The organism is Pseudotabrizicola algicola (assembly GCF_010915705.1).
Taxonomy (GTDB): Bacteria; Pseudomonadota; Alphaproteobacteria; order Rhodobacterales; family Rhodobacteraceae; genus Pseudotabrizicola; species Pseudotabrizicola algicola.
Genome location: NZ_JAAIKE010000003.1, coordinates 604,820 through 631,624, shown reverse-complemented (window position 1 = coordinate 631,624; position 26,805 = coordinate 604,820). Strand labels below are relative to the sequence as shown.

At 65.9% G+C, this 26,805-nt stretch carries 25 protein-coding genes; 10 read left to right on the top strand and 15 right to left on the bottom strand.

Annotated elements, in window-relative coordinates:
• Positions 1-116 precede the first annotated feature (116 nt).
• A complete protein-coding gene (locus G3572_RS12710) occupies positions 117-1,163 on the top strand; it encodes a hypothetical protein (RefSeq protein ID WP_205518698.1) in 1,047 nt (348 codons plus the stop codon).
• Between the two features lie 51 nt (positions 1,164-1,214).
• On the opposite strand, the gene G3572_RS12705 is transcribed toward G3572_RS12710, so the two are convergent.
• From G3572_RS12705 to G3572_RS12675, 7 genes are all read right to left on the bottom strand, one after another.
• Positions 1,215-2,456, bottom strand: a complete 1,242-nt coding sequence (locus G3572_RS12705) for an SPOR domain-containing protein (protein ID WP_164612365.1) — start codon at positions 2,454-2,456, stop codon at positions 1,215-1,217.
• Positions 2,457-2,523: 67 nt separating this feature from the next.
• Positions 2,524-3,156: a uracil phosphoribosyltransferase gene (gene upp / locus G3572_RS12700; RefSeq protein ID WP_164612363.1), complete on the bottom strand. Its 633-nt coding sequence runs from the start codon at positions 3,154-3,156 to the stop codon at positions 2,524-2,526.
• A gap of 2 nt (positions 3,157-3,158) precedes the next feature.
• On the bottom strand, positions 3,159-4,130 hold the full coding sequence (locus tag G3572_RS12695) for an adenosine deaminase (protein ID WP_164612361.1): 972 nt from the start codon (positions 4,128-4,130) through the stop codon (positions 3,159-3,161).
• 48 nt (positions 4,131-4,178) lie between these two features.
• Positions 4,179-5,375: a phosphopentomutase gene (locus G3572_RS12690; RefSeq protein WP_164612359.1), complete on the bottom strand. Its 1,197-nt coding sequence runs from the start codon at positions 5,373-5,375 to the stop codon at positions 4,179-4,181.
• Positions 5,375-6,682, bottom strand: coding sequence for a thymidine phosphorylase (locus tag G3572_RS12685; RefSeq protein ID WP_164612357.1), 1,308 nt, complete (start codon positions 6,680-6,682; stop codon positions 5,375-5,377). Before G3572_RS12685 ends, G3572_RS12690 begins: the two co-directional genes overlap by 1 nt.
• A complete protein-coding gene (locus G3572_RS12680) occupies positions 6,682-7,074 on the bottom strand; it encodes a cytidine deaminase (protein ID WP_164612355.1) in 393 nt (130 codons plus the stop codon). The genes G3572_RS12685 and G3572_RS12680 overlap by 1 nt, the downstream gene beginning before the upstream one ends.
• A gap of 64 nt (positions 7,075-7,138) precedes the next feature.
• Positions 7,139-8,224 carry a cupin domain-containing protein gene (locus G3572_RS12675; RefSeq protein WP_164612353.1) on the bottom strand — a complete coding sequence of 362 codons (1,086 nt, stop codon included), beginning with the start codon at positions 8,222-8,224 and terminating at the stop codon, positions 7,139-7,141.
• Between the two features lie 139 nt (positions 8,225-8,363).
• Here G3572_RS12675 and G3572_RS12670 point away from each other — a divergent pair, with 139 nt between their 5' ends.
• From G3572_RS12670 to G3572_RS12655, 4 genes are all read left to right on the top strand, one after another.
• A complete protein-coding gene (locus G3572_RS12670; RefSeq protein ID WP_164612351.1) occupies positions 8,364-10,643 on the top strand; it encodes an NADP-dependent malic enzyme in 2,280 nt (759 codons plus the stop codon).
• A 377-nt stretch (positions 10,644-11,020) separates the two neighbouring features.
• Positions 11,021-12,913, top strand: a complete 1,893-nt coding sequence (locus tag G3572_RS12665; protein WP_164612349.1) for a propionyl-CoA synthetase — start codon at positions 11,021-11,023, stop codon at positions 12,911-12,913.
• A gap of 54 nt (positions 12,914-12,967) precedes the next feature.
• Positions 12,968-13,483 (top strand): hypothetical protein, encoded by a 516-nt coding sequence (locus G3572_RS22300; protein ID WP_164612347.1) that lies wholly within the window; start codon positions 12,968-12,970, stop codon positions 13,481-13,483.
• Complete coding sequence (locus G3572_RS12655; RefSeq protein WP_164612345.1) at positions 13,480-14,937, top strand: sigma-54-dependent transcriptional regulator; 1,458 nt, start codon at positions 13,480-13,482, stop codon at positions 14,935-14,937. Before G3572_RS22300 ends, G3572_RS12655 begins: the two co-directional genes overlap by 4 nt.
• Here the strand turns inward: G3572_RS12655 and G3572_RS12650 are convergent.
• A complete protein-coding gene (locus tag G3572_RS12650) occupies positions 14,934-15,698 on the bottom strand; it encodes an NAD kinase (RefSeq protein WP_164612343.1) in 765 nt (254 codons plus the stop codon). The two genes, G3572_RS12655 and G3572_RS12650, sit on opposite strands and share 4 nt — an antisense overlap.
• Positions 15,699-15,968: 270 nt before the next feature.
• Between G3572_RS12650 and glyA the strand changes: the two genes are divergently transcribed.
• Positions 15,969-17,264 carry a serine hydroxymethyltransferase gene (gene glyA / locus G3572_RS12645; protein ID WP_164612341.1) on the top strand — a complete coding sequence of 432 codons (1,296 nt, stop codon included), beginning with the start codon at positions 15,969-15,971 and terminating at the stop codon, positions 17,262-17,264.
• Between the two features lie 125 nt (positions 17,265-17,389).
• Here the strand turns inward: glyA and G3572_RS12640 are convergent, their stop codons facing one another.
• Entirely contained in the window at positions 17,390-17,761 is a 372-nt protein-coding gene (locus G3572_RS12640) for a hypothetical protein (protein ID WP_164612339.1), read from the bottom strand.
• A 91-nt stretch (positions 17,762-17,852) separates the two neighbouring features.
• Between G3572_RS12640 and G3572_RS12635 the strand changes: the two genes are divergently transcribed.
• Positions 17,853-18,626: an alpha/beta fold hydrolase gene (locus G3572_RS12635; protein WP_164612337.1), complete on the top strand. Its 774-nt coding sequence runs from the start codon at positions 17,853-17,855 to the stop codon at positions 18,624-18,626.
• Positions 18,627-18,648: 22 nt separating this feature from the next.
• Here G3572_RS12635 and G3572_RS12630 read toward each other — a convergent pair whose 3' ends face one another.
• Positions 18,649-18,825: a CTP synthetase gene (locus G3572_RS12630; protein WP_164612335.1), complete on the bottom strand. Its 177-nt coding sequence runs from the start codon at positions 18,823-18,825 to the stop codon at positions 18,649-18,651.
• A 228-nt stretch (positions 18,826-19,053) separates the two neighbouring features.
• Here G3572_RS12630 and G3572_RS12625 point away from each other — a divergent pair, with 228 nt between their 5' ends.
• Genes G3572_RS12625 through G3572_RS12615 form a run of 3 tightly spaced genes read left to right on the top strand, consistent with a single transcriptional unit; the run spans position 19,054 to position 21,918 of the window.
• A complete protein-coding gene (locus tag G3572_RS12625; RefSeq protein WP_164612333.1) occupies positions 19,054-20,172 on the top strand; it encodes a zinc-binding metallopeptidase family protein in 1,119 nt (372 codons plus the stop codon).
• 35 nt (positions 20,173-20,207) lie between these two features.
• Positions 20,208-21,107 (top strand): diacylglycerol/lipid kinase family protein, encoded by a 900-nt coding sequence (locus tag G3572_RS12620; RefSeq protein WP_164612331.1) that lies wholly within the window; start codon positions 20,208-20,210, stop codon positions 21,105-21,107.
• Between the two features lies 1 nt (position 21,108).
• Positions 21,109-21,918 carry a metallophosphoesterase family protein gene (locus G3572_RS12615; RefSeq protein WP_164612329.1) on the top strand — a complete coding sequence of 270 codons (810 nt, stop codon included), beginning with the start codon at positions 21,109-21,111 and terminating at the stop codon, positions 21,916-21,918.
• A gap of 9 nt (positions 21,919-21,927) precedes the next feature.
• On the opposite strand, the gene trxC is transcribed toward G3572_RS12615, so the two are convergent.
• The 5 genes from trxC to gcvP form a co-directional block, all read right to left on the bottom strand.
• Positions 21,928-22,389: a thioredoxin TrxC gene (trxC, locus tag G3572_RS12610; protein WP_164612313.1), complete on the bottom strand. Its 462-nt coding sequence runs from the start codon at positions 22,387-22,389 to the stop codon at positions 21,928-21,930.
• A 60-nt stretch (positions 22,390-22,449) separates the two neighbouring features.
• Positions 22,450-22,767 carry a DUF3775 domain-containing protein gene (locus G3572_RS12605; protein ID WP_164612311.1) on the bottom strand — a complete coding sequence of 106 codons (318 nt, stop codon included), beginning with the start codon at positions 22,765-22,767 and terminating at the stop codon, positions 22,450-22,452.
• A gap of 55 nt (positions 22,768-22,822) precedes the next feature.
• Positions 22,823-23,152: an AzlD domain-containing protein gene (locus G3572_RS12600; protein WP_164612309.1), complete on the bottom strand. Its 330-nt coding sequence runs from the start codon at positions 23,150-23,152 to the stop codon at positions 22,823-22,825.
• Positions 23,149-23,844 (bottom strand): AzlC family ABC transporter permease, encoded by a 696-nt coding sequence (locus tag G3572_RS12595; RefSeq protein WP_164612307.1) that lies wholly within the window; start codon positions 23,842-23,844, stop codon positions 23,149-23,151. The genes G3572_RS12600 and G3572_RS12595 overlap by 4 nt, the downstream gene beginning before the upstream one ends.
• 89 nt (positions 23,845-23,933) lie before the next feature.
• Complete coding sequence (gcvP, locus tag G3572_RS12590) at positions 23,934-26,771, bottom strand: aminomethyl-transferring glycine dehydrogenase (RefSeq protein WP_164612305.1); 2,838 nt, start codon at positions 26,769-26,771, stop codon at positions 23,934-23,936.
• Positions 26,772-26,805 lie beyond the last annotated feature (34 nt).

Sequence of the window (26,805 nt, the reverse complement as noted above, 5' to 3'; positions counted from 1 at the left end):
TTCGGACCGGAGCAGCGCGCCCGAATCCGCCCAAAGCCTGTCGAATTGGCTTGACAGGCCGTCAGAGGCCGAGGCGGGTGATTGTGGCCCGATCAGCCTTGGTCTAGTGTCACCTCATGACAGGCAAGGCACCGCGCGCCATAACGGCTTTGAAACAATACGCCCGGCTGGAAAGCCGGGGACTTTGGCGCGATACGCCAAACTCGCAGCGCCGTGAGGTGATCGTCGCCTTTGGGGAGGCGACGCTCGTTCTCTCTGATCCGAAAAGCGAATCCGCGCTCAGCCACTGGTCGCTGCCCGCAATCGAGCGGCTGAATCCGGGAGAAGCTCCAGCCCTGTTCGCGCCCGGCGAAGATGCGATTGAAACGCTGGAACTGGATGACCGCGACATGATCGCCGCACTGGAAACCGTGCGCAGCGCTTTGGCCGGACAGCGGCCGAAACCCGGCCGGTTGCGCGGCGCGTTGCTTGGCGGCGGCACGGTCTTCGTTCTGGCCCTCGCAACCTTTTGGTTGCCGGATGCCCTGATCAAGCACACCGCCTCGGTATTGCCTGCTGCCACCCGCGCCGCAATCGGTCAAGCGGCCTTGGCCGATGTGCAGCGCCTGACAGGATCGCCCTGCGCCAGCCCCTTGGGCAGCTACGCCCTCACCGCGCTCGGGGACAAGCTGTTCGGCCCGCATCGGGCGCAGATCCTTGTGCTGCGTGAAGGCGTCACCAGCGCCCGCCACCTTCCGGGTGGCACGATACTGATCGGTCGCCGCATCGTCGAAGACGAGGCCGGCCCTGAGGTGCTTGCAGGGTTTGCCTTGGTGGAACGTCTGCGCGCAGAGGCCCGCGATCCGATCTTGCCCGTTCTGGAACATGCGGGCCTGACAGCGACCTTCCGCCTGCTGACATCTGGCGTGCTGCCCGACTCCGCCGTTGCGGGCTATGGCGAGGTCTTGCTGCAAGATCGGGGCCCCGCTGTGCCGGATGCTGCCGCTTTGGCCCGCTTCAAGGCGGCGGGCCTTTCCAGCACGCCTTATGCCTATGCGGTCGATCCGAGTGGCGAGTCCACCATCGCCTTGATCGAGGCCGACCCCTTGGCCGGACTGGTTCCGGAGCCCCTGATGCCAGATGGCGACTGGGTGAGCCTTCAGGACATCTGCAGCACCAATTAAAAAACCCCCGGACCATGGGACCGGGGGTTTTGTTTGTCATCGGCAGTAACCTCAGCGGATGAAAGCATCCGCAAATCCGGCGCGCCGCGCCGCAGACAGTGCTGCCTGCGCCTCGCCCGAAGAGCCGAACGGTCCCGCCATCACAATCTGCAAGGCTTTGCCGTTCTTTGTCGTTTTCGCCCGCGCGACCGGCAGGCCAAGCCGCGCAAGCCTGCTCGACGCGCCATCGGCGTTCGATGCCTGCCCGAACGTGCCAACCTGCACATAGGCCCCTGAAGCCGCCCGCTGCGGCGCTGCAGCCTCCGATTTCGACGAGGTATAGACCTTGCGCACCACCACGCGCTTGCCCTTTTCCTTCTCGACATCCGCAATCAGCCGCGCAGGAACCTCGCGTGTCCAGATCTGGTCTTGCTGCGCCCAACCCTCACGGGTGCCTTTCGCGCGGTCTGGGTTCAGTCGATCATCGTCAAACGCCGGCTTGAAACCCTTTGGCACCGCGGGGCGGTCTTGCGAAGACAGAGCGACGCGACCCTGCTCGCGCATGCCAACACCTGCCGCCGGATCAGGCCCCACCACATAACCAGAGGGCGCGACCGCTGCCGCGCCTTCCAGCAGGCGCGGCGCGCGGGCATGGGTCAGGTCCCCGTCACCGCGCGTGCACAGCACAATGGACCCGCCGTTCTGCAGCCGGAACCGTTCGGCCACCGGCGCATTCTTGTAACAGCCGATCTTCCCGCCGCCCGCGGTCGTCCCGACACGCTCGGCAGTTTGCGGCGGCGGCGCAACCGGCTTGGCGGCAGAGGCCGCAGGCTGCGGAGGAGCGCCGGGCGCCACCGGAACGGGGGCGCGCACAGCGGGGGCCATGACAACGGCAGGCGGAACATAGCTGGAAGGCGCGACAGTGCGCGGCGGCTGCGTCGCACGAATGCGCGGAGGAGTGGTGATGCTGGCCACGGTATCCATCGGGCGACGCCCCGCCGGAACCGGCTCGGGCGCGGCCGGAGCGGGTGCGGCCCGGGGCGGTTCAACGATGACCACCTGATTGTTGCCGAAGGTCGGCGGATAACCACACAGCGGCGCACGGCTGGCGGTCACGCGCGGAACCCAGTTCGTCCGCCCCCCCAGACCGGCACGCAAAAACACGCAGCCCCGGCTGTCCACATATTGCTGCCCCGTAAAGGAAGCCGGCGGCAATTCACGCGGACCACCGAAATCATTGGCCGACTGGGCGTTCGCAACACCCAACCCGGCCACGACCGCCAGAACGGCGGCCGAAACCAACTTCAACACCATGACTACCCCCAAGTAGCGTATTGGGGATACTGGAATAATATTGTTTCTGAGTAAAGGGATTAACCCGTTATTTTGTGCCAAACATCCGGTCACCCGCATCCCCTAGGCCGGGCACGATATAACCGTGATCATTCAAGTGGCTATCAACCGAAGCTGTCACGATCGGCACGTCGGGGTGCGCTTCCTTCATCCGCTTGATGCCTTCGGGGGCTGCAAGCAGGCACAGGAAGCGCAAGTTCTTTGCCCCCTTGTCCTTGAGCATCTGCACCGCCGCCACCGAAGAATTGCCTGTCGCCAGCATCGGATCGACCACGATGCAGATCCGGTCCTCCAATTGCGTCGGCACCTTGAAGTAATATTCCACCGGCTGAAGCGTCTCGGGGTCGCGGTAAAGCCCGACAAACCCGACGCGTGCCGCAGGGATCAATTCCAGAATGCCGTCCAGCAGACCATTGCCCGCCCGCAAGATCGAGATCAGCGCCAGTTTCTTGCCCTCGATCACCGGAGCGTCCATAGGCTCCAACGGCGTTTCGATCCGCTGGGTTGTCATCGGCAACTCGCGCGTGACCTCATAGGCCAAAAGCAGCGAGATTTCCCGCAAAAGCTGGCGGAACGACGCGGTAGAGGTGTCTTTCTCGCGCATCAGGGTCAACTTGTGCTGAACCAGCGGATGGGTGACGACGGTCAGATGGTCCAGCATGGTCAGGCCTCCAGCGCTTTGGCGATACGTGCGCGTGTATCGGCATCACAGAAAGCCGCGTCAAGCGCAGTGCGGTTGAGCGCTGAAAAAACCCCGTCATCCCAATCGAAGGTCCGGTGCAGTTCTTCGAACTCGCGCGCCATCGTGGTGTGGAAAAACGGCGGGTCGTCGGTGCTGACGGTCACCTTCACACCGCGGTCGTAAAGCTGCCCGATCGGATGGCTGCGCCAGTCGGGATAGAGGCCCAGGGCGACGTTGGACCCGGGGCAAACCTCCAGAACGATGCCGCGCTCTGCCAATTCGTCCACCAGCGCCAGATCCTCGATGGCGCGCACCCCGTGCCCGATCCGCTCGACCCCAAGATCATTCACCGCATCGCGCACCGATTGCGGGCCGCCCCATTCTCCGGCATGGGCGGTCAACCGCAGCCCTGCCTCGCGCGCGCAGTCGAAGGACCATGCAAAATCCTTGGGCGCCAGCACAGCCTCATCGCCCGCCAGACCAAATCCCACAATCCAGTCCCCCGCCGTGTCCGCAGCGCAGAGTGCGGTTTCCCGTGCCTTTTCAGGGCCGAAATGCCGGATAGAGGTGACAATCCCCCGCAGGACGATGCCCATCTCCCGCTCGGCCTGATCCGCCGCCTCCCTGATCGCCTGCAGGTATTCGCGCCACGCGCCAATGTCCCGGTTGCCGCAAAAATCGGGGCTGAGAAAGGTCTCGGAATATACAACACCGCTCGCCGCGCTTTCCTCGAGCACGGCCCGTGTCAGGCGGGCATAATCCTCCGGCGACTTGAGCGTGCTGGTCGCCGCTTCATACACCTTGAGAAAATCCCAGAAGTCCTTGTAGCGATAATGGCCCCGCGCATCGAAAATGCCGTCGATGTCCATGTGCTTTTCCTTCGCCAAGCCCCGGATAAAGGCAGGCGGCGCGGCTCCCTCCAGATGGAGGTGCAATTCGATCTTCGGCATCATGGTTCTGGCCTCTCGTTCAACTGTTCAACACTGTAGCGGGGCGACGGATCACAGAAAACTCTGTCCCGGCAACGGTGCGCGCAGGCCCAGATGTTCGGCCACGCTTGCCCCCACATCGGCAAAAGCCCGCAATCCGATGGGGCGCAGTCCCAGCCCTGCGCCAATCACCGGCACACGCTCACGCGTGTGTTCCGTGCCTCGAAAGGTCGGGTCATTGCCGTGGTCCGCCGTAAAGATCGCCAGATCTCCCGGCCCCAAAGTCGCCAGAAAACGCGGCAGCGCGGCATCGAAGGCTTCCAGCGCGCGCGCATAGCCAGACACGTCGCGCGGGTGTCCATAGAGGCTGTCAAACTCGACAAAATTGGCAAAGGTCAAGGAACCGGGCTCTGCCTCTGCTCCTAGCCGCACAAGATGTTCGAATAGGTCAGCATCGGATCTGCCCTTGTGCAACTTGCCGATGCCCCGCATCGAAAAGATGTCACCGATCTTGCCGACCGCATGGGTCATGCCGCCCTGTCCGCTCACCCAGTCAAGCAGGGTCGGCGCAGGCGGGGCAATGGCATAATCGCGCCGATTGGCGGTGCGCCGGAAATTCCCGCATTCCCCCGTAAAAGGCCGAGCGATGACCCGCCCCACCTTCATTGCATGCAGGACCGGGGCAAGGTCTTCACATAGCTTGAGGAGTCTTTCGAGGCCGAAGGCTTCCTCATGGGCGGCGATCTGGAACACGGAGTCAGCCGAAGTGTAGCAGATCGGCCAGCCCGTCTGCAGATGCGCCTCGCAATGGGCCGCGATGATCGGAACGCCCGAGGCGTGGCAATTGCCCAAAATACCCTCGGTTCCTGCCAGACGGCAGACCTGCGCCACCAGATCGGGTGGAAAGGCGGGGTCCGTCTTGGGAAAGTAGGTCCAGTCCCAAGGCACCGGCACCCCCGCAAGTTCCCAATGGCCAGACGGCGTGTCCTTGCCGCGCGAGACCTCGCTCGCCGCGCCCCACAGGCCCGCAGGCTCGGCTGTCAGCCCCGGCGTCTGCGCGCCAGAGGCGAGCCGGATCGCCGCCCCCAGCCCCAGACCGTCCAGATGGGGAAGGCGCAGCGGGCCGCTCCGCCCTTGCTCGGCCCGCCCTTCCGCGCAGGCCTGGGCGATATGGGCAAGGGTGTTGGCCCCCGCATCGTCAAAAGCATCGGCATCGGGCGCACCCCCGCAGCCGACAGAATCGAGCACAACAAGAAACGCGCGCGCCATCAGGAAATCCTTTTCAGCACAAGCGGACCTTCATCGAGCACCGATGTTCCGACGACATACGCGGCCTGGACCGCCCGGACGGCGGCCTCGGCGGCCTCCTCGCTTGCAGCATGCACCATCGCCAAGGGCACCCCCGCCCCGATCTCTTCGCCCAGACCGATCATGTCGGACAGACCGACTGCGGGATGAATCTTGTCCCCCTCGCGCAGTCGTCCGCCCCCCAGATGCACCACGGCGTGACCCAACGCCTGGCCGTCGATGCGCGCGATGAACCCGTCGTCCAGCGCAGGCACCTCGCGCACCACAGGGGCGGCAGGCAGACGGTCGGGCCAGCGTTCGACAAAATCGGTCGGCCCGCCCTGCGCAGCCACCATCCGGCCGAACACTTCGGCAGCGGCGCCGCTTTCGAGGGCCTGCGCGATGCGTCCTGCCCCGTCATCGGCGTCGGCCACCAAACCGCCAAGCGCAAGCGCCTCGCCCCCCAAGGCGCATGTCAGGTCCCAAAGCGCGGCATTCACCGAAGTGCCTGTCAGCGTCTCCATCACCTCGATCACTTCAAGCGCATTGCCCGCCGCCGTTGCAAGCGGCTGTGACATGTCGGTGATCAGTGCGGTCGTCATACAGCCCGCGCCTTGCGCCGTGCTGACCAAGGCGCGGGCAAGCGCCTCGGCCCTCTCTGGCGTTTTCATGAAGGCGCCCGAGCCGCATTTGACATCGAGCACCAGCCCTTCCAGACCCGCCGCCAGCTTCTTCGAAAGGATCGAAGCGGTGATAAGGTCGATGCTTTCCACTGTGCCGCTGATATCACGGATCGCGTAAAGCCGCTTGTCTGCGGGCGCAAGATCGGCACTGGCCGCCACGATCGCGCATTTCACACGCTCCATCTGGGCGCGGAACTGGTCCTCGCTCAGCCCGGTGCGGAACCCCGGGATCGCTTCCAGCTTGTCCAGCGTGCCACCCGTATGGCCCAGCCCCCGCCCCGATATCATCGGGACATAGGCCCCGCAGACCGCCAAGGCCGGAGCCAGCAGCAAGGACACGCAATCGCCGATCCCGCCCGTCGAGTGCTTGTCCAGAACGGGGCCGGGCAAGTCCCACGCCATCACCCTGCCAGAATCGCGCATCGCACGGGTCAGCGCCACGCGCCCCTCATCCGACAGGCCCCGCAGCAGCACCGCCATGGCAAAGGCCCCGCCCTGCGCATCCGTCACCCCGCCCGAGGCCAGTCCGGCAGCAAACCAAGACAATGCTTCAGCAGATGGGGTCTCGCCATCACGCACTTGCGCGATGATGCTGCGCGCATCCATCAGGCGCGGTCCATATGCGCGGCGGTGAACACGCCCGGCAGCAACTCTCCGACCGTCAGGGTGCGTTGCGCGCCATCGGTGGTGCAGAGGGTAACCTTGACACCCGCATCGGCAAACTCTGCGATCTTCTGGCGGCAGCCCCCGCAAGGGGGAACCGGATCGGGGCTATCCGCAATCACGAAAAGCTCTGCAATCCGTGTATCGCCACCGGCGACCATCGCGGCAATCGCCCCCGCCTCGGCGCAGGTGCCTTCAGGATAGGCCACATTCTCCACATTGCAGCCCACATACACCGCCCCCGTGGTGCTGCGCAGGGCCGCCCCCACCAGGAACCGCGAATAAGGCGCATAGGCGCGCAGCCGAACATCGGTGGCAGCTTGCAAAAGGGACATTTCAACCTCGGTTCTTGACCAATTGGTCGGGAATTGTGAGCGCACGCCGCCCAAAGCGCAAGTGTCACAAGAAGGTGGTGGCAGGATTGCCCGGCAGCGACACTTCCAGCAGTTCCAGATCGGCACTCGGATTGGCGTAGCGTGTGGCCATCCCCGGCGGGATCACAAAGGCATCGCCGGGCGACAGGCGGAACGGATCTTTGCCTTCGCCCTCCAACGTCATTTCACCTGCCATCACGAAGGTGAACAGAATGTCGCCCGCATGTCGCGCCCAAGGGGCTGCGGTGCCATCGGGCCGCAACACCTTGACGCTTGCCACCCCCTTGGTGTTGTCGTTGATCGTGGTGTCGCGCGCCACAAAGCCCGGCAGGCGAAACGGCGCAAAGGCCCCCATGCTGGCTTGGTTGAACACAAATCGCTGGCCTTGCCATTCACGATCGGGGCGCAGATGCGGCGTCGGCAGAGTCATCTGATGATCTATCTCGGTCACATGCTCGGCAGGCACACCGATCTCGATCACCTCGATGCCGTCACTTGCCTCCAGCACGCGGTGGCGGATCTCCGGCGGCTGGATAAAGCAATCGCCCGCCTGCAACCGGATTGGCCCGCCCTGATCTTCATAAACGACGTCCACCCAACCCTTGATGCAAAAGATCAGCTGAAAGCCGACCTTGTGAAAATGCACCATGTCAGGCACGGGGCCGCCATCGGGAATTCGGATATGGCTGGCAATCATCGCACCGCCCAAACGGCTCGGCACCAGATCACGGTAGTGCATGCCTGCCCGCCCGATCACCCAGGGCGCCTGATCCGCCAGACGGCGCACCACAAAGGCGTGCTCGGTCTTGGGCAAGACCAGCGGCGGGTTCAACTCGTCAATCTCCACCCTTGTGCCGTTGGGCGCGGTCAGGCAGCGCTGCCCGCCGGCAAAAGCATCAGGGTTTTCGGTCAGTATCCGCAGCGTGCCGGGGGCCTCGGTCGCCCCCTTCTGGATGCGCAAGCGCAAGCCATGCCCGGAAAGGACCGCCACCTCGGGATCATCGGCAGGGTATATCATATCCAGCCGCATCCCCAGCGTCTTGGTGTAGAACGGCAGGTCATTGCGCAACTCCTGCGTGGGAAGCCGGATCTCGGCACGCGTCTCTGTCATGGATTTCCCCTGAATTTGCGGACATGCTGATCCGGGGATGCAAAATTTGCAAGCCGCTGCGGCGCTGATGGCGCTATCACCCGGTTGGCGGATGACAAGAAATGGTTTAAGGCTAAACCAAATTTCGCGGGAGGCAGAAATGGAAGAAGTGCGTCAGGACAATACCCGTCAGGCGGCGCTGGATTATCACGAATTCCCCAAACCGGGAAAGCTGGAAATCCGCGCAACCAAGCCGCTTGCCAACGGACGCGACCTGAGCCGCGCCTATTCCCCGGGTGTCGCCGAGGCCTGTCTTGAAATCAAGGCCGACCCGTCAACGGCATCGCGCTACACGTCGCGCGGCAACCTTGTTGCGGTGGTCTCGAACGGCACAGCAGTTCTCGGCCTTGGAAATATTGGCGCTTTGGCATCCAAGCCGGTGATGGAGGGCAAGGCTGTGCTCTTCAAAAAGTTTGCCAACATCGACTGTTTCGACATCGAACTGAATGAGGCCGACCCCGAGAAACTGGCCGATATTGTCTGCGCGCTGGAGCCGACCTTTGGCGCGATCAACCTTGAAGACATCAAGGCGCCAGATTGTTTCATCGTTGAACGACTTTGCCGCGAGCGCATGAACATCCCCGTCTTTCACGACGACCAGCACGGCACAGCCATCGTGGTCGGCGCTGCCGCCACCAATGCGATGATCATCGCCGGCAAGCGCTTCGACCAGATCAAGATCGTCTCCACCGGCGGTGGGGCGGCGGGAATCGCCTGCCTCGAGATGCTCGTCAAACTCGGGGTGCGGCGCGAGAATATCTGGCTGTGCGATCTGGAGGGGCTGGTCTACAAAGGCCGCACCGCCCAGATGACCCCCCAGAAAGAGGCCTTTGCCCAAGGCACGACGCCCGCCACGCTGGGCGACGTGATTGCCGGTGCAGACCTGTTCCTCGGCCTGTCCGGGCCAGGCGTGCTGACGCAAGACATGGTGGCCCGCATGGCCCCGAACCCGATCATATTTGCGCTTGCCAACCCGAATCCGGAAATCCAGCCCGATCTGGCACGGGAAGTCGCTCCCGGCGCGATCATCGCAACGGGTCGGTCTGATTTCCCCAATCAGGTCAACAATGTGCTGTGCTTCCCCTTCATCTTCCGGGGCGCGCTCGATGTCGGCGCGACCACCATCAACGACGAGATGAAGATTGCCTGCATCGAAGGCATCGCCGCCCTTGCCCGCGCGACCACCAGTGCCGAGGCGGCGGCGGCCTATAGTGGCGAGAAGCTGTCCTTCGGCTGCGACTATCTGATCCCCAAGCCTTTCGATCCCCGCCTCATGGGGGTGGTCGCAAGTGCGGTCGCCCGCGCTGCGATGGAAACAGGGGTGGCCACCCGCCCGCTTGATGACATCGAGGCCTACAAGACCAAGCTGGACGGCTCGGTCTTCAAGTCCGCCATGCTGATGCGCCCCGTCTTCGAGGCCGCGCGGCAGGCGGAACGGACCATCGTTTTCGCCGAGGGCGAGGATGAGCGGGTTCTGCGCACCGCCAATGCGATGCTGGAAGAGACCACCGATCTTCCGATCCTGATCGGCCGCCCCGATGTGGTCGAGGCGCGCTGCGAACGCGCGGGGCTGCCGATCCGTCCGGGCAAGGACTTCCATCTGGTGAACCCGGAAAACGACCCGCGCTACCGCGACTACTGGGGCACCTATGCCGAACTGATGGCGCGGCGCGGGGTCAGCCCTGACATTGCCCGCGCGATCATGCGGACCAATACCACCGCGATTGCCGCCGTGATGGTGCATCGTGGCGAGGCGGACAGCATGATCTGCGGGACCTTCGGGCAGTATCTGTGGCATCTGGGCTATGTGCGGCAGGTGCTGGCGCGGGGCGGGTTGCAGCCTGTGGGCGCGCTCTCGATGATGATCCTCGAGGACGGGCCGCTGTTCATTGCGGACACCCATGTCCATGCAGAGCCCACACCGCAGCAGATCATGCAGACGGTGCTGGGCGCGGCGCGGCATGTGCGGCGCTTCGGGCTGACGCCCAAGGTGGCTCTTTGCACCCAGAGCCAGTTCGGGAACATGGAGAACGAGAAGGCGCAGCGGATGCGGGCGGCGCTGGAACTTCTGGACCAGCGAGAGCCGGACTTTGCCTATGAGGGCGAGATGAACGTGGACTCGGCGCTGGACCAGTCCTTGCGGGACAGGCTGCTGCCGGGCAGCCGCTTCGAGGGGGCGGCGAATGTGCTGGTCTTTGCCTCGGCCGATGCGGCCTCGGGGGTCCGGAACATCCTCAAGATGAAGGCCGGCGGGCTGGAAGTGGGGCCGATTCTGATGGGGATGGGCAACAAGGCCCATATCGTGACCCCTTCGATCACGGCGCGGGGCCTTTTGAACGTCTCGGCCATCGCGGGGACCCCGGTCGCGCATTACGGATGAGAGAAGCTCCCTGTGTTACAGCATGGGGAGTTCGTTGAAATCAATGGCTTGAACTCTCGACGTTCAGGTTTTGTTAACCTTTGGCGGGCCGCTCATCGGGCTTTACTGCCCTCTTCGCTGTGCAGCGCGGCGCCCAGCGAGGAGCGCGGTCACGCGCGAGGAGCGGTGCGGCAGAGATTCGCGGGCAAATTTGCAAAGGCGCGTTGCCTTAGCGTTTTATTTCGCTTTTCTGCGTGCTTTGCAAAAATTTGCACCCGCCTGCCACCAGATTCTGCAAATATTTTGTCGCACCCCGCGCCTGTCAGGCGGTAACATCGTTGCGCGCAGCGCCAGCGATGCCGTAACAAACGCACAAGCGTTGGGAGGAGGCGCGGGTGATGGGATATTCCGACATTTATGCAAAGTGGAAAGCCGACCCCGAGGGGTTCTGGATGAACGCAGCCGGGGCCATCGACTGGGTGCGCAAGCCGAGCCGCGCCCTGAACGACGACCGCGCGCCCCTGTATGAATGGTTCACCGACGCCACCGTGAACACCTGCTGGAACGCGGTGGACCGGCACGTTCTGGCCGGACGTGGAGACCAGCCCGCCATCATCCATGACAGCCCGGTGACCCGCACCAAGCATGTGATCACCTATGGCGAATTGCTGGAGCGCGTATCGCGTCTGGCCGGTGCGCTGAAGGCCAAAGGCGTGACCAAGGGCGACCGTGTGATCATCTACATGCCGATGGTGCCCGAAGCGCTGGAGGCGATGCTGGCCTGCGCGCGGCTGGGGGCCATCCACTCGGTGGTCTTTGGCGGCTTTGCCGCTGCCGAGCTTGCGGTGCGCATCGATGACTGCAAGCCCCGCGCGATCATCGCGGCAAGCTGCGGCGTAGAGCCGAGCCGCGTGGTGCATTACAAGCCCCTGTTGGACGGGGCCATCGAGATGGCCGGCCACAAGCCCGAATTCTGCGTGATCTTGCAGCGGGAACAGGAGGTTGCCAAGCTGATCGACGGGCGCGATGTGGCGTGGCACAGCTTCCAGTACGGGGTGGAGCCTGCCGAATGCGTGCCGGTCGAGGGCAACCATCCGGCCTATATCCTCTATACCTCCGGCACCACGGGCGCGCCCAAGGGTGTCGTGCGCCCGACCGCCGGACATCTGGTGGCGCTGAACTGGACGATGCGCGCGATCTACAATTGCGGCGTGGGCGATGTGTTCTGGGCGGCATCCGATGTGGGCTGGGTCGTCGGGCACAGCTACATCTGCTATGCGCCGCTGATCGCGGGTTGCACCACCATTGTCTTCGAGGGCAAACCAGTTGGCACCCCCGATGCGGGGACGTTCTGGCGGGTGATCGCCGAGCACAAGGTCAAGACCTTTTTCACCGCGCCGACCGCCCTGCGCGCGATCAAGCGCGATGATCCCGAGGGCGCGCTGCTGAAAGATTACGACACATCGGGCCTGCAAGCGCTGTTTCTGGCCGGAGAGCGCGCAGACCCCGACACGGTGGACTGGGCGGGACGCCATGTGAAGGTGCCGGTGATCGACCATTGGTGGCAGACCGAAACCGGCTATGCGATTGCCGCCAACCCTCTGGGTCTCGGGCTGTTGCCGATCAAGGTGGGCAGCCCTTCGGTGGCGATGCCCGGTTTTGATGTGCGGGTGCTAGACGAGGGCGGGCACGAGGTTTCGCCCGGCACCCTGGGGGCCATCGCGATCAAGCTGCCCCTGCCCCCCGGCACCCTGCCGACCCTGTGGAACGCCGAAGAGCGGTTCGTGAAATCCTACCTCACCCATTTTCCGGGCTATTACGAAACCGGAGATGCGGGCTATGTCGATGCCGATGGCTACCTTTACATCATGGCGCGCACCGATGACGTGATCAACGTCGCCGGCCACCGGCTGAGCACCGGCGCGATGGAGGAGGTTCTGGCCAGCCATCGGGACGTGGCGGAATGTGCGGTGATCGGGGTGGCCGATGCGCTGAAGGGGCAGTCGCCCCTGGGCTTTTTGTGCCTGAACAAGGGCGTGACGCGCGCCCATGCCGATGTGGTGGCCGAATGTGTGGCGCTGATGCGCGAGAAGATCGGCCCTGTGGCCGATTTCAAGCGCGCCGTGGTGGTGGACCGTTTGCCCAAGACACGCTCGGGCAAGATCTTGCGTGCGACGATGGTGAACATCGCCGACAGCAAGCCGTGGAAGATGCCCGCGACGATCGACGATCCGGCCATTCTGGACGAGATCACGGCGGCCCTGCAGGGGCTGGGGCTGGCCAAGGGCTGAGCGCGGCACGGGAAAGCCGATGGACAGGCGCGGGCCATGCGATAGACTGCGCGCATGGCCGACCCGATTTCCGCCCCGCCACCGGATTTGACCCCGCACCTTCGGGTTTTGCGTGCGGCGCTGGCGCGTCTGGCGGCGACGCCGCTGACCGGTCCGGCACGCGCCGCGCTGGCCGAGGCGGAAATGGCGCTGGCAGGGCTGGAAAGCGCGCAGGCGGGCGCGGTGGATCGCGGCGTGTTCGAGGCGCTGCTGGCGATGGCGGGGCCCGAGGTCGCGCCCGAACTGGTGGCGCAGATGGCGACCGATCTGCACATGGTGGCGACGGGGCTGACGCGGGGGCTGGCCGCGCTCGACTGGGCCGAGATCCGCGGACAGACGCATGTTCTGGTGGCGCTGGCCGGATCGGCGGGGGCGCAGCGGCTGGAGCAGGCGGCGCAGGCGCTGAACATGGCGGCGCATGAGACGGATGCCGCCCGCGCGCGGGCGCTGGCACCGGGCCTTCTGGCGGGGCTGGACCAGCTGATCGGCTTTGTCGAGACCGCGCGCGCCGGTCTGGCGGCCAAGGCATGAACGACTCGTCCCCTCCCGGCGCGACGCCCGCCGCCGCGCCAGATGCGAGAGCCGCGCCGGTGGCGGGGCCGGCGCCGCGTCCGGGGGCCAGCCCGCTCTTGCTGATCGAGGATACGCCGTCGTTGCAGATGGTCTACCGCTCGGTCCTGCAGACGGCGGGCCATGTGGTGCGCGTGGCCTCGACCGCGGCCGAGGGGATGCGCGAGTTTCAGGACAGCGGGGCGGTGACGGTGCTGCTGGACCTGATGCTGCCCGACCGTGACGGGCTTGTGGTCATGCGCGAGATGCTGGCGCTGCGGCCCGAGACGCGGGTGATCGTGATCACCGCGAATGCGAGCATCAACCGCGCGGTCGAGGCGATGCGGGCGGGCGCGCATGATTTTCTGGTGAAGCCCTTTGACGAGGGGCGCTTTCTGGGCGCGGTCGCGAATGCGGCGGGGGCGGTGCCGGTGGCCCCGAAACCGGCCAAGCGGCTGGTGGCGACAGAGCCCGAGGCGGCCACGGAGGTGTTCATCGGATCATCGCCCGCGATGCGGCGGGTGCAGGAGATGATCCGCTCGGTCGCGGGGTCGATGGCGACGGTGTTCATCACGGGCGAAAGCGGCACCGGCAAGGAATTGTGCGCGCTGGCCATCCATGCGGGCAGTCCGCGGGCGAACGGGCCGTTCATCGCGCTGAACTGCGGGGCGATTCCGCAGGATCTGCTGGAGTCGGAGGTGTTCGGCCATATGAAGGGCAGCTTCACCGGCGCGATCTCCGACAAGCCGGGGGCGGCGGCGGCGGCGGATGGCGGCACGCTGTTTCTGGACGAGATCTGCGAGATGGCACCGGCGTTGCAGACCAAGCTGCTCAGGTTCCTGCAGACCTCGACCGTGCAACCGGTGGGGGCGGTGCGGCCGCGCAAGGTGAATGTGCGCATCGTCTGCGCCACCAACCGCGACCCCTACGAGGCGGTGCGGCGCGGCGAGTTCCGCGAGGACCTGTATTACCGGCTGTTCGTGGTGCCGATCCACATGCCCCCCCTGCGCGAGCGGGGCCGCGATGTGGTGGAGATCGCCGAGGCCGCGCTGGAGCGGTTCGCGCGGGAGGAAGGGCGACGGTTTGACGGCTTTGCGCCCGAGGTGCTGGACCTGTTCTGCAGGCTGGGCTGGCCGGGGAATGTGCGGCAGGTGCTGAACGTGATCCGCAACATCGTGGTGCTGCATCCGGGCGGGCGGGTGACGCTGGACATGCTGCCTGCCTCGCTGGAACCCGCGGCGGCGCGAACCGTGCCGGAGGCCGGCGCGGACCCGCTGGAGGGGCTGGTGGGGCGGAGCATGGCGGAGATCGAGCGCATGGTGATCGAGGCCACGCTGGCCCGCCATGACGGGTCGGTGCCCAAGGCAGCGCGGGTGCTGGATCTCTCTCCCTCGACCCTTTACCGCAAGCTGGAAAGCTGGGGCATCAAGCCTTAGGCGAATTGCTCGACCAGCAGGCGTTCTTCCAGCCCGTGACCGGGATCGAACAGGATGCGGTGGCAGATCGACGGGACCGAGCGGATTTCGACCGACACCACATCGCGCACCGAGCGGCCATCGGCATCGGCCATCACCGGACGCTTTTCGGCATCAAGGACCCCGAAACGGACCACGGCGGTTTTCGGCAGCAGCGCCCCGCGCCAGCGGCGGGGGCGGAAGGCGGCAACGGCGGTCAGCGCCAGCACATCAGAGCCGATGGGCAGGATCGGACCATGCGCCGAATAGTTGTAGGCGGTAGACCCTGCGGGCGTGCAGAGCAACGCGCCGTCACAGACCAGTTCGGCCAGCCGCAGCTTGTCATCGACATGGATCGCCAGTTTCGCCGCCTGAGGCCCCGCACGCAGCAAGGACACCTCGTTGATGGCCAGCGCCTCGACCACACGGCCCGCGACGGTGGTCGCGCGCATGTGCAGCGGATTGATGACAGTTTCCTCGGCCTGCGCCACCCGCTCGGGCAGGCCCTCGGCATCATAGGCGTTCATCAGAAAGCCCACGGTGCCGCAATTCATGCCATATACCGGCAGTCCGGCGCTTTGCGTATCGTGCAGCGTCTGCAACATGAACCCGTCGCCCCCGAGCGCCACGACGACCTGTGCGCGGCCAAGCGGGGTCTGGCCATGCCGCGCGGTCAGATCGGCAAGCGCCGCCTGAGCGATCGGGGCGGAACTGGCGCGAAAGGCGATGTTCGATATGGGCAAGACGCTTCTCCCTTGCGCACAGTCTTGACGGGGCGCGGGCGGGAACTCAAGCCTTTGCAGACAGTGCCAGCGTCATCGCGGCGGTTGGGCCGTGCAACCGGCCCTGCCATATTTGCGCGCTGCCGTCCGGCCTGACCCTGACGCAACGCCGGTTTGAGATGGCAAATTTCGCCCGCATCGGGGGATGCGTCGTTTTCCTCCCTTTCCCGAGGGCGGAGCTTGGTCTAAATGGGCGCTATCCCGAACCCCCGGACCCCGCAGGAGACGCCCATGAACGCCCCGCACCGTGACAACGGCTTTTTCACTGAAACCCTTGCCTCGCGCGATCCAGAGCTGTTCGGCTCGATCACCGAGGAACTGGGCCGCCAGCGGCATGAGATCGAGCTGATCGCTTCGGAAAACATCGTCAGCCGCGCCGTGATGGAGGCGCAGGGTTCGGTGATGACGAACAAATATGCCGAAGGCTATCCGGGCAAGCGCTATTACGGCGGCTGCCAGTTTGTGGACGTGGCGGAAAACCTGGCCATCGAGCGGGCCTGCAAGCTGTTTGGTTGCGAGTTTGCCAATGTGCAGCCCAATTCGGGCAGCCAGGCCAACCAGGGTGTGTTCCAGGCGCTGCTGCAACCGGGCGACACCATTCTGGGCATGTCGCTGGATGCCGGCGGCCACCTGACTCATGGCGCCGCGCCCAACCAGTCGGGCAAGTGGTTCAAGGCCGTGCAATACGGCGTGCGCAAGCAGGACCTGCTGCTGGATTACGATCAGGTTGCCGAACTGGCCGCCGAGCATAAGCCCAAGATGATCATCGCGGGCGGCTCGGCCATTCCGCGCGTCATCGACTTTGCCCGGATGCGCGAGATTGCCGACAGCGTCGGGGCCTATCTGCTGGTCGACATGGCGCATTTCGCCGGTCTGGTCGCGGCAGGGCTGTATCCCTCGCCCTTCCCGCATGCGCATGTGGCGACGACCACCACGCACAAGACGCTGCGCGGGCCGCGCGGCGGCATGATCCTGACCAATGACGAAGCGCTGTCGAAGAAGATCAACTCGGCGATTTTCCCGGGAATCCAGGGCGGGCCGCTGATGCATGTGATCGCGGCGAAGGCGGTGGCCTTTGGCGAGGCGCTGCGCCCCGAGTTCAAGACCTATCAGGCACAGGTCATCAAGAACGCGCAGGCACTGGCCGACCAGCTGATGCAGGGGGGCCTCGACATCGTGACCGGCGGCACCGACAGCCACCTGATGCTGGTGGACCTGCGGCCCAAGGGTGTGAAGGGGAATGCGACCGAGAAGGCGCTGGGACGCGCGCATATCACCTGCAACAAGAACGGGATTCCGTTCGACACGGAAAAGCCGACGATCACCAGCGGCGTGCGTCTTGGCACACCGGCGGGCACGACGCGCGGCTTTGCCGAAGAAGAGTTCCGCCAGATCGGGCGCTGGATCACCGAAGTGGTGGATGGTCTGGCCGCCAATGGCGAGGATGGCAATGCAGCCGTAGAGGCCAAGGTGCGCGCCGAGGTCGAGGCGCTGTGCAAGCGGTTCCCGATCTATCCGGAGCTGTGATCGGCCTCTTTTGAGACCGGAGCGCTCATCGGTCCCTGACGGTCCCTCTTCGCCGGGTTTCGTGCGAAAAGGGACCGTCAGGGACCGATGAGCGCCGCCTGCAAGGCGGCATCACGGTGCAGGGGTCAGATGCGGCCCTGCAGTTTCTGCACCAAGACGACAAGCCCCCCCAGAACGACAAGGCCAAGCCCGACAGTGGCTGCGACCCGCAGCAGGGCGTTGGCAAGGACAGAGCCGGCCCGCCGCGCCGAGAGATAGCGCAGGCAGACGTCATAGCAGGCGGCGACCCGCGCCTGATCTATCTGCACCAGAAGTTTGGGATTTTTTGCCTTTTCGGCGAAATCGGCCAGTTCGCGCGCATGGGCGCGCACCGAGCGCGGCAGGAGCCGCCCGCCCCGGCGCAGTTTTTCCGACAGGCCCTGCCCCCGGATGCGGAGGCGTTCTTCCATCAGCCCGGCGATCCGGTCGGCCATCTGCTGGATTGTGACTGCGCTCATGCCCCTGCACCTTTTTTTCCGACTCTAGGCTGGCGCGGGGCAATGCTCAACAGGTCTGGCACGGCGCGGTAACTGGCGGTAAAGAGGTGGCATGCTTGCCACGATCCGCCACCCCGCCGCCACGCCCACCGATGCCCTGCCGCTGGTCATCGCGCATGGGCTTTACGGCAGCGCGCGGAACTGGGGCGTGATCGCGCGGCGGCTGGCCGATGTGCGCGATGTGGTGGCGGTGGACATGCGCAACCACGGCGAGAGCCCGCGCGCGGCGGTGCATGGCTATCCCGAGATGGCGGCGGATCTGGCCGAGGTGATTGCGCAGCTTGGCGGGCGGGTGGATCTGCTGGGCCATTCGATGGGCGGCAAGGCGGCGATGCAGCTTGCCCTGACGCAGGGCGCGCTGGTCCGGCGGCTGGTGGTGGCCGATATCGCGCCGGTGGCCTATGGCCACGACCAGTCGCAGCACGCCCGTGCCATGCGCGGGCTGGACCTGACGGGCTTGACCGCGCGGGGCGAGGCGGACCGGCGTCTGGCCCAGACGGTGGACGAGCCGAGCCTGCGGGCATTCTTCCTGCAATCGCTGGACCTGAAGGCCGAGGGCGGGCCGCGCTGGCGGCTGAACCTCGATGTGCTGGAGGCCGAGATGCCCAAGATTGTCGGCTGGCCCGGCACCCAGGGCGTGTTTGACGGGCCGGCGCTGTTCCTGACCGGCGCAGACAGCCATTATGTCCGGCCCGAGCACCGCGAGACGATCCGCGCGCTGTTTCCGGCGACGCGCTTTGCGAAGATTCCCGGCACCGGGCATTGGCTGCACGCGGAAAAGCCGCGCGAGTTCGAAGAAACCGTGCGGGTGTTCCTGAGCGCCTGACCCTGTCGGGCAACCGGTGCCGTCAGGCGAGTTGCCGCGCCACGAGCCAGCTGACCGGGATGGCGGCGACAAAACCGGTCGCCGCGCCGATCACGATGGGTTGCACGGTATCATGGCCCGTGGTCAGGGCCACGATGACGCCGACCCCCATCAGCGAGGTGGAGATGATCGAAAAGAGAACTGCCATCAGCCGGGACATCGCTCGCTCCTGTCATGTGGTTCAACCAGAGCCTAGCCGCCCGCGCGGCTTTGCGAGTTGACACGGATCAAGCCAAAGTTGCTTTTGCAGGCAGATTGTTCGGAACCGCGGCAAGGGCGGCGGGTTGTCTGGCGGGTGCCGCCCCGCGCACCTGACACTTGCCGACCGGATGCTTGAGCGGCGGGGGCAGGCGTGGTCTGATCCTCGCATCCCAAGGACTTTGCTGCCATGAAGCTGTTTCGGTGCCAATGTTGCGGCCAAACCCTGTATTTTGAAAACACGGTCTGCCTGAACTGTGGCAGCACGCTGGGATATCTGCCCGAAGCGGACAGGATGCTGGCCGTGGCCCCCGATGGACCGGTGTGGCGCGCCCTGCCGGATGCCGGAGCGCAGACGCAAGATGCGGACCCCGGCCCCTTGCGGTTTTGCCGCAACTGGGAGCGCAGCGCCTGCAACTGGATGCTGCCCTGCCCCGAGGGGGATGCGGCGGGCGAAGCGGGCTATTGTCTGGCCTGCCAGCACAACCGGACGGTTCCCGATCTGTCGACGCCCGAGCATGTGGCGCTGTGGATCAAGATCGAGGCGGCCAAGCGGCGGCTGGTCTATTCGCTGCTGCGCCTGAACCTGCCGCGCCCCCTGCCCGAGAGCGGCCACCCGCAGCCTTTGTCTTTCGCCTTTCTGGCCGATGATCCGGGCAGCGCCGAGCCAGTGATGACCGGCCATGCGGACGGGGTGATCACCATTGCCCTGATCGAGGCGGATGATGCCGCACGCGAGGAGCGGCGCAGCCAGATGGGCGAGGCCTATCGCACCCTGCTCGGCCATTTCCGCCACGAGGTCGGCCATTATTACTGGGATATTCTGGTGCGCGACGACCCCGCCGCGCTGGAGGCCTGCCGCGCGCTGTTCGGTGACGAGCGGGCCGATTACGCCGCAGCCTTGCAGCGGCATTACGAGACGGGGGCGCCGGATGGCTGGGAAAACCGCTTTGTCTCGGCCTATGCCACCATGCACCCTTGGGAAGACTGGGCCGAGACTTGGGCGCATTACCTGCATATGGTCGATACGCTGGAAACGGCGGCGGCGCTTGGCTTGCGGGTGGACGCCGGAGCCGATCTGACGGCGCAGGTGCACATTGACCCCTATCAAAGCCGCGATGCCGCCACCCTGATCGACACCTGGGTGCCGCTGACGCTCGCGTTGAACAGCCTGAACCGCTCGATGGGGCAGCAAGACCTCTATCCGTTCTCGCTGCCGCCTGACGTGCAGGCCAAACTGCGGTTCGTGCATGATATCGTGCATCAGACGTCGCGCGGACGGGAACCAAGCGCGCGCCAGCCCGTTTGACCGGGCGGCATGGTGCCGACAGGAGTGTTGGTCCCATGCGTGAACCCATTTGTGTGCTGGCCAATGACGGCGCAGGACGAAAGGCGGCGCGGCAGATCAGGGACCTGACCGCGCCCTTGCGCGATGCGGGCCTGCGCCATGAGGTGCGGCTGATCCGGCATGGGGCCCTGATCGCTGCCGAGGCGCAGAAGGCGCGGGCCGAAGGCTTTGCCACGGTGATTGCGGCGGGGGGCGATGGAACGCTCTGCGCGGTCGCCACGGAACTGGCCGGATCGGGGATCGCGATCGGGATTTTACCCTTGGGCACCTTCAACTTTTTCGCCCGCAGTCTGGGGCTGGACACCGACCCCGAGGCGGCGATGGCGCAGCTTTTGACAGGGCGCGAGCGGCAGGTTGCGGCGGGCGAGGTGAATGGCAAGCTGTTTCTCAACAATGCCAGTCTGGGGCTTTATCCGGCCTTGCTGGAGCGGCGCGAGGCGGCCTATGCCAAATGGGGGCGCTCGCGCCTGACGGCCTATTGGTCGGGGCTGCGGGTGCTGGCGACCTATAACCGCCCCAGCCGGATGACTCTGGTGGTGGACGGGGTCGAAGAGGTGCGCCATTCGCCGATGGTGTTCATCGCCCAGAATGCCTATCAACTGGAAGAATACGGGATGCAGGAGGGGGTGGATCTGATCCGCTCGGGCAAGCTGGCGGTGTATATTGCCCCGCCGTTGCGGCGCTGGCAACTACTGGGATTTGCCTTGCGGATGGCGGCGCGGATGGCGCGGCCCTACCGCGATTTCGCGCTGCTGGGCGCGAGCCGCGTGGAGATCGAGACGCGGGCGCGCCGCCGCACGATTGCCCGCGACGGCGAGCGCGAGAAGATGGCCTCTCCATTCTGCTTTCGCTATCTGCCCGATGCGCTGACCGTCATCGTGCCAGAGGCGGGATAGCATGACACGGCTGCTGCACCTGTCGGACCTGCATTTCGGCACCGAGCGCGCGGGGCTGGTGGCGCCGCTGATCGCGCTGGCGCAGCGGTTGCGGCCCGATGTGGTGGTGATCTCGGGCGATCTGACGCAAAGGGCGCGGCCGCGCGAATGGGCGGCGGCGGCCGATCTGGTCGCGGCGTTGCCGGGGGCGGTGCTGTGCGTGCCGGGCAACCATGATGTGCCTCTGTATAACCCGCTGGCGCGGCTGCTGTGGCCGTGGCGCGGCTTTCGCGCGGCGGTGGGGCCTGCACTGGAGCCGGTGGTGGAGGCGGGCGACATGCTGGTGGCGGGGGTGAACACCGCCGACCCTTTCGCATGGCAGCGCGGGGTGCTGCGGCCCCGCGCGCTGGCGCAGGTGGCGCAGGTGTTTCGCGGGGCGCGGGCGGGGCAGTTGCGGGTGGTTGCGCTGCACCATCCGCTGACGACGCCCGCCGCCACCGGCAAGACCCCGATGCGCGGGGCCGGAGCGGGGGCCGAAGCCTTGGCGCGGGCGGGGGCGGATGTGGTGCTGAGCGGGCACCTGCACCTGTGGGCCGCCGCACCCTTCGCGCTGCGCAAGGGGGCGCGGTCGATGCTTTGCGTGCAGGCGGGCACCACGCTGTCGTCACGCCTGAGGGGCGAGGACAATGACCTGAACGTGGTCGACTTCGATCAGGGGCTTGTCACGGTGACGCGCTGGCGCACACAGGGCGAGGCCTTGGCCTTTGCGCAGGGCAGTGTGACGCGCTACCGGCAGGCAGACGACGCCGCGGGCTGGCAGGGGATGGATTAGCGCGCGGGGTCAGCCTGCCCTGCCCTTCGCATGGCTTTGGACGAAGGCCACGATCTCTGCCGCCGGTCTTGCCCCTGCCAGCCGCGCAATCTCGCGCCCCCGGTGATAGAGGATCAGCGCGGGGATGCCCCGGATGCCCGCGCGCTGCGAGACGGCGGGGTGGTCTTCGGTGTTGATCTTGGCAAGGCGGGCCTGCGGCGTCAGGGCCTTGGCGGCCTTGGCGAATTCGGGGGCCATCATCCGGCAGGGGCCGCACCACGGCGCCCAGTAGTCGACCAGAAGCGGCAGGTCGTCGGTGCGGGTGGCCTTGTCATGCGCGGCGGCATCCAGCTCGGCCACCTTGTCCGACACCAGAACCTCGCCGCAACTGCCGCATTTGGGGCGGTCGCCTGCGCGGGTGGCGGGGATGCGGTTGATCTGGCCGCAGGTGGTGCAGGTCAGCTTCAGGCTGGCTTGGGTGGTGGTGGTCATCGGGGGCCTCATATTCAATGCGGTGAATATATTTGGACGCAGGGGCGGATCTGCAAGGGGCTAGAGCAGGTCTTCTTCCTCGCCGGTCACGTCGATCCCCATCGCCTCCAGCCCGGCCTCGAGGTTCTCGGCCAGATGCGGCATGCCGATCAGGTAATCGGCGGTGGGGGTGGTGGCCTGGGTATGGGCGGTGACGAGGGCTTCGGCGAAATCCTCGGGCTCGAACGCGCCGCGCCCGACCCATGCAAGGGCGGTCAGATGCGCCTTTTCATCGACATTCAGGCCGTCGATGAACGCGTGCAACTCGGCCGCGGCAATCGGGCCTTCGCGGTGCTGGAAGATGATCTGGACGACTTTGGACGGGCTGATTTCCAGCATGGCTTCCCCCTTTTTCTGGGCCCCATGCTGCGCCCTCGGGCGGGCGGGCGCAAGGTCAAGCCGGCAGGGTCAGCCAGAAAGCGAAGCCATAGGCCGCCGCCCCCGACAGCGTCGCCGCCACCACCGAGCGCCGCCAGAAGAACACCGCCAGCACCGCAAGGGTGCCCGCGATCAGCGGCAAGGCGTTCTGCCCGCCGGACCGCAGCACCGGCAGGACAGAGGCGACAAACAGGGTCGCAATCGCAGCGGGGCCGGTGGCAGCGAGAAAGCGCGCACGCAGCGACTGCGGCGGCAGGTCGTGCAGCGAGAGCTTGGTGGGGCCGAAGCGGAAGCCATAGGTAAAGGCCCCGACCACGAGTGCCATCAGGAGCAGATCGAGGCTCATGCGCGCACCCGGCCGACCAGCCCCGTCAGCGCCCCTGCCAGCATCCCCAGAAGGATGCCTGCGGTCGAGGACCACCAGAGCGACGCCGCGACACAGACCGCGGCGGCCACCGCGATCGGGGGCAGTTGCGCGCGGGTGAGGATGGACAGGAGAAGCGACAGGAACAGCGCGGGCAGCATGAAGCCGAGCCCCGCATCCAGCGCGGGCCAGTCCTGAAGCGCGCCGCCCCCCGCCAAGGCCCCCAGTGCGGTGCCCAGCACCCATGACCCATAGGCCCCGAAACCAAGGCCCAGCATGAAGGGTTCGGAAAACCGCCTGCCGCGCGCGATGGCCCCCAGGGATGCGCCGAAAACCTCGTCGGTCAGGGCAAAGGCCCAGGCCCAGGCGCGGCGGGTGCTGGCCGCCTGCCCCGCCGCCTTGAGCAGCGCAGGGCCGTAGAGCAGATGGCGCAGGTTCATCGCGACGAGCGTGAAGGCCGACAGGATCAGCGGCGCGCCCGAGGTGATCAGCGCCAGCGCCAGAAACTGCGCCGCCCCTGCGAAGATCACCACAGACAGCATCACAGCCTCGGCCTCGGTCAGGCCCGCGCGGGTGGCGGCGATGCCGAAGGAAAAGGCAATCGGCAGATAGCCCATCGCAATCGGCAAGGCCGAGATCAGACCAGAGCGGAAGGTGGCGGGGGGCTGCGTCATGCCGTTTGGCTAGGACCTTGCCCCGCGCCTGTCAATTCGCGGCGCGGGGCAAGGTTGTGATTATTTACGGGCGTGCCCTTGGCCCCCGATCATTCCGCCGCTTCGGCGTAGCTTTCCACCGGCGGGCAGGTGCAGATCAGGTTGCGGTCGCCATAGACGTTGTCGACGCGGCCCACGGGTGGCCAGTATTTGTCGACCCGGAAGGCACCGGGGGGGAAGCAGCCTGCCTCGCGCGAGTATTTGCGGTCCCACTCGGCGACAAGGTCGTTGACCGTGTGGGGCGCGTGGCGCAGGGGGCTGTCTTCGGCGCTGATTTCGCCCGCCTCGACCGCGCGGATTTCCTCGCGGATCGCCAGAAGCGCGGTGATGAAGCGGTCGATCTCGGCCTTGGTTTCGCTTTCCGTGGGTTCCACCATCAGCGTGCCGGACACCGGCCAGGACATGGTCGGCGCATGGAAGCCGTTGTCGATCAGACGCTTGGCGATGTCATCCACCGTCACCCCCGCTTCGGCGAAGGGGCGGGTATCGAGGATGCATTCATGCGCGACGCGGCCCTTGTTGCCCATGAACAGGATCGGGTAGCTGCCCGCCAGCCGCGCCGCGATGTAATTGGCATTCAGGATGGCGACGCGGGTGGCCTGCGTCAGCCCCTCGCCGCCCATCATCAGGCAATAGGCCCATGAGATCAGCAGGATGGAGGCAGAGCCGTAAGGGGCCGCACTGACCGCCCCGCCTTCGGTTTCGCGCGGATCGCCGGGCAGATAGGGCGCCAGATGCGCGCCCACCCCGATCGGCCCCATGCCCGGGCCGCCGCCGCCATGCGGGATGGCAAAGGTCTTGTGCAGGTTGAGGTGGCTGACATCGCCGCCGATCTTGCCCGGTTTCACCAGCCCGACCAGCGCGTTCATGTTGGCGCCGTCGATATAGACCTGCCCGCCGTGGTCATGGGTGATCTGGCAGACCTCGCGCACGGTTTCCTCAAACACGCCATGCGTGCTGGGATAGGTGATCATGCAGGCGGCCAGACGGTCGCCCGCCGCGGCGGCCTTGGCGCGGAAATCTTCCACGTCGATGTCGCCATTCGGTGCGGTTTTGACCACCACCACCTGCATGCCGACCATCTGGGCGCTGGCGGGGTTGGTGCCATGCGCCGATGTGGGGATCAGGCAGATGGTGCGCTGGGTGTCGCCCCGCGCCTTGTGATAGGCCTGAATGGTCAGAAGCCCCGCATATTCGCCCTGCGCGCCCGAGTTGGGCTGCATCGACATCGCGTCATAGCCGGTGATCTCGCAGAGTTTCGCGGCCAGATCGTCGATGGCCTCCTTATACCCCAGCGCCTGATCAGCGGGGGCAAAGGGGTGCAGGCTGCCGAATTCGGGCCATGTGATCGGCATCATCTCGGCCGCCGCGTTCAGCTTCATCGTGCAGGAGCCGAGCGGGATCATGGCGCGGTCGAGTGCCAGATCGCGGTCGGACAGGCGACGCATATAGCGCATCATTTCCGATTCCGCCCGGTTCATGTGGAAAACGGGGTGCGTGAGGTAGTCGGAGGTGCGCACCATCGTTTCGGGGAAGCCCAGTTGTGCGCGGTGGGGCGGCACGCCTTCGATGCCGAAGGCACGCAGGATGCGGGTCAGCACCTGTTCATCCGTGGTTTCATCCAGAGAGATGCCCACGCGGTCGTTGCCGATCTTGCGGAAGTTCAGCCCTTCCTGCCGCGCGGCGGCGAGGATGCCGGCCTGCCCCACGCCCACCTCGACCGTGATGGTATCGAAGAAGGCCGCGGGAGAGACCTTGGCCCCGGCGGCTTTCAGCGCGCGGGCAAGGCGGTTGGTCCCGAAATGCACCCGCTCGGCAATGGCGCGCAGGCCCTGTGGGCCGTGGAACACCGCATACATCGACGCCATCACCGCCAGCAGCGCCTGCGCGGTGCAGACGTTGGAGGTGGCTTTCTCGCGGCGGATGTGCTGCTCGCGCGTTTGCAGCGACAGGCGATAGGCCTTGTTGCCGCGGGAATCGATGGACACGCCCACGATGCGCCCCGGCATTGCGCGCTTCAGGTCATCGCGGCAGGACATGAAGGCGGCATGGGGGCCACCGTAGCCCATCGGAACGCCAAAGCGCTGCGCCGAGCCGATGGCGATATCGGCCCCCATCGCACCGGGTTCCTTGAGCATGCACAGGGCCAGAAGGTCTGTTGCCACGATGGCAAGGGCCTTGGCGTCGTGCAGTGCGGCGATCTGGTCGGTGAAGTCGCGCACATGGCCATAGCTGCCCGGATACTGGAAGATCGCGCCGAAGACCTTGGTGGCGTCAAGGTTTTCGATCTTGTCCTCGATGATCTCGATCCCCAGAGGCTCGGCGCGGGTGCGGATGACGGCGATTGTCTGCGGATGGCAGAAGCGGTCGACGAAGAAGGCTCTGGCCTTGGATTTGGCGCTGCGCTCGGCCATCGTCATGGCTTCCGCCGCAGCCGTCGCCTCGTCCAGCAGGGAGGCATTGGCGACGGGAAGGCCGGTCAGGTCGGCGACCATCGTCTGGTAGTTCAGCAGCGCCTCGAGCCGGCCTTGGGCGATTTCGGGCTGATAGGGGGTGTAGGCGGTATACCACGCGGGGTTTTCGAGAATGTTGCGCTGGATCGCGGGCGGGGTGACGGTGCCGTAATACCCCTGCCCGATGAGGCTGGTCATCACCTTGTTCTTGCTGCCGACCTCGCGCATCTTGGCCAGCAGTTCATGCTCGGCCAAGGGCGCCCATGACAGGGGCGTGTTCTGGCGGATCGACTTCGGCACGGTTTCGTCGATCAGCGCGTCGAGCGACGGCACGCCCACGGCCTTGAGCATCGCCTCCATCTCGGCGGGCGAGGGGCCGATGTGGCGGCGATTGGCAAAATCGTAGGGATTATAGGCGACAGGGGTATAGGTCATGGCATGCCTGCGAATATCAGCGTGCGGGCGGGCG

Bases quoted from the DNA above. Each gene is read 5' to 3' on its own strand.
- G3572_RS12710 (WP_205518698.1), top strand. From the start codon at position 117: ATGACAGGCAAGGCACCGCGCGCCATAACGGCTTTGAAACAATACGCC.
- G3572_RS12705 (WP_164612365.1), bottom strand. From the start codon at position 2,456: ATGGTGTTGAAGTTGGTTTCGGCCGCCGTTCTGGCGGTCGTGGCCGGG.
- upp (WP_164612363.1), bottom strand. From the start codon at position 3,156: ATGCTGGACCATCTGACCGTCGTCACCCATCCGCTGGTTCAGCACAAG.
- G3572_RS12695 (WP_164612361.1), bottom strand. From the start codon at position 4,130: ATGATGCCGAAGATCGAATTGCACCTCCATCTGGAGGGAGCCGCGCCG.
- G3572_RS12690 (WP_164612359.1), bottom strand. From the start codon at position 5,375: ATGGCGCGCGCGTTTCTTGTTGTGCTCGATTCTGTCGGCTGCGGGGGT.
- G3572_RS12685 (WP_164612357.1), bottom strand. From the start codon at position 6,682: ATGGATGCGCGCAGCATCATCGCGCAAGTGCGTGATGGCGAGACCCCA.
- G3572_RS12680 (WP_164612355.1), bottom strand. From the start codon at position 7,074: ATGTCCCTTTTGCAAGCTGCCACCGATGTTCGGCTGCGCGCCTATGCG.
- G3572_RS12675 (WP_164612353.1), bottom strand. From the start codon at position 8,224: ATGACAGAGACGCGTGCCGAGATCCGGCTTCCCACGCAGGAGTTGCGC.
- G3572_RS12670 (WP_164612351.1), top strand. From the start codon at position 8,364: ATGGAAGAAGTGCGTCAGGACAATACCCGTCAGGCGGCGCTGGATTAT.
- G3572_RS12665 (WP_164612349.1), top strand. From the start codon at position 11,021: ATGGGATATTCCGACATTTATGCAAAGTGGAAAGCCGACCCCGAGGGG.
- G3572_RS22300 (WP_164612347.1), top strand. From the start codon at position 12,968: ATGGCCGACCCGATTTCCGCCCCGCCACCGGATTTGACCCCGCACCTT.
- G3572_RS12655 (WP_164612345.1), top strand. From the start codon at position 13,480: ATGAACGACTCGTCCCCTCCCGGCGCGACGCCCGCCGCCGCGCCAGAT.
- glyA (WP_164612341.1), top strand. From the start codon at position 15,969: ATGAACGCCCCGCACCGTGACAACGGCTTTTTCACTGAAACCCTTGCC.
- G3572_RS12640 (WP_164612339.1), bottom strand. From the start codon at position 17,761: ATGAGCGCAGTCACAATCCAGCAGATGGCCGACCGGATCGCCGGGCTG.
- G3572_RS12635 (WP_164612337.1), top strand. From the start codon at position 17,853: ATGCTTGCCACGATCCGCCACCCCGCCGCCACGCCCACCGATGCCCTG.
- G3572_RS12630 (WP_164612335.1), bottom strand. From the start codon at position 18,825: ATGTCCCGGCTGATGGCAGTTCTCTTTTCGATCATCTCCACCTCGCTG.
- G3572_RS12625 (WP_164612333.1), top strand. From the start codon at position 19,054: ATGAAGCTGTTTCGGTGCCAATGTTGCGGCCAAACCCTGTATTTTGAA.
- G3572_RS12620 (WP_164612331.1), top strand. From the start codon at position 20,208: ATGCGTGAACCCATTTGTGTGCTGGCCAATGACGGCGCAGGACGAAAG.
- G3572_RS12615 (WP_164612329.1), top strand. From the start codon at position 21,109: ATGACACGGCTGCTGCACCTGTCGGACCTGCATTTCGGCACCGAGCGC.
- trxC (WP_164612313.1), bottom strand. From the start codon at position 22,389: ATGACCACCACCACCCAAGCCAGCCTGAAGCTGACCTGCACCACCTGC.
- G3572_RS12605 (WP_164612311.1), bottom strand. From the start codon at position 22,767: ATGCTGGAAATCAGCCCGTCCAAAGTCGTCCAGATCATCTTCCAGCAC.
- G3572_RS12600 (WP_164612309.1), bottom strand. From the start codon at position 23,152: ATGAGCCTCGATCTGCTCCTGATGGCACTCGTGGTCGGGGCCTTTACC.
- G3572_RS12595 (WP_164612307.1), bottom strand. From the start codon at position 23,844: ATGACGCAGCCCCCCGCCACCTTCCGCTCTGGTCTGATCTCGGCCTTG.
- gcvP (WP_164612305.1), bottom strand. From the start codon at position 26,771: ATGACCTATACCCCTGTCGCCTATAATCCCTACGATTTTGCCAATCGC.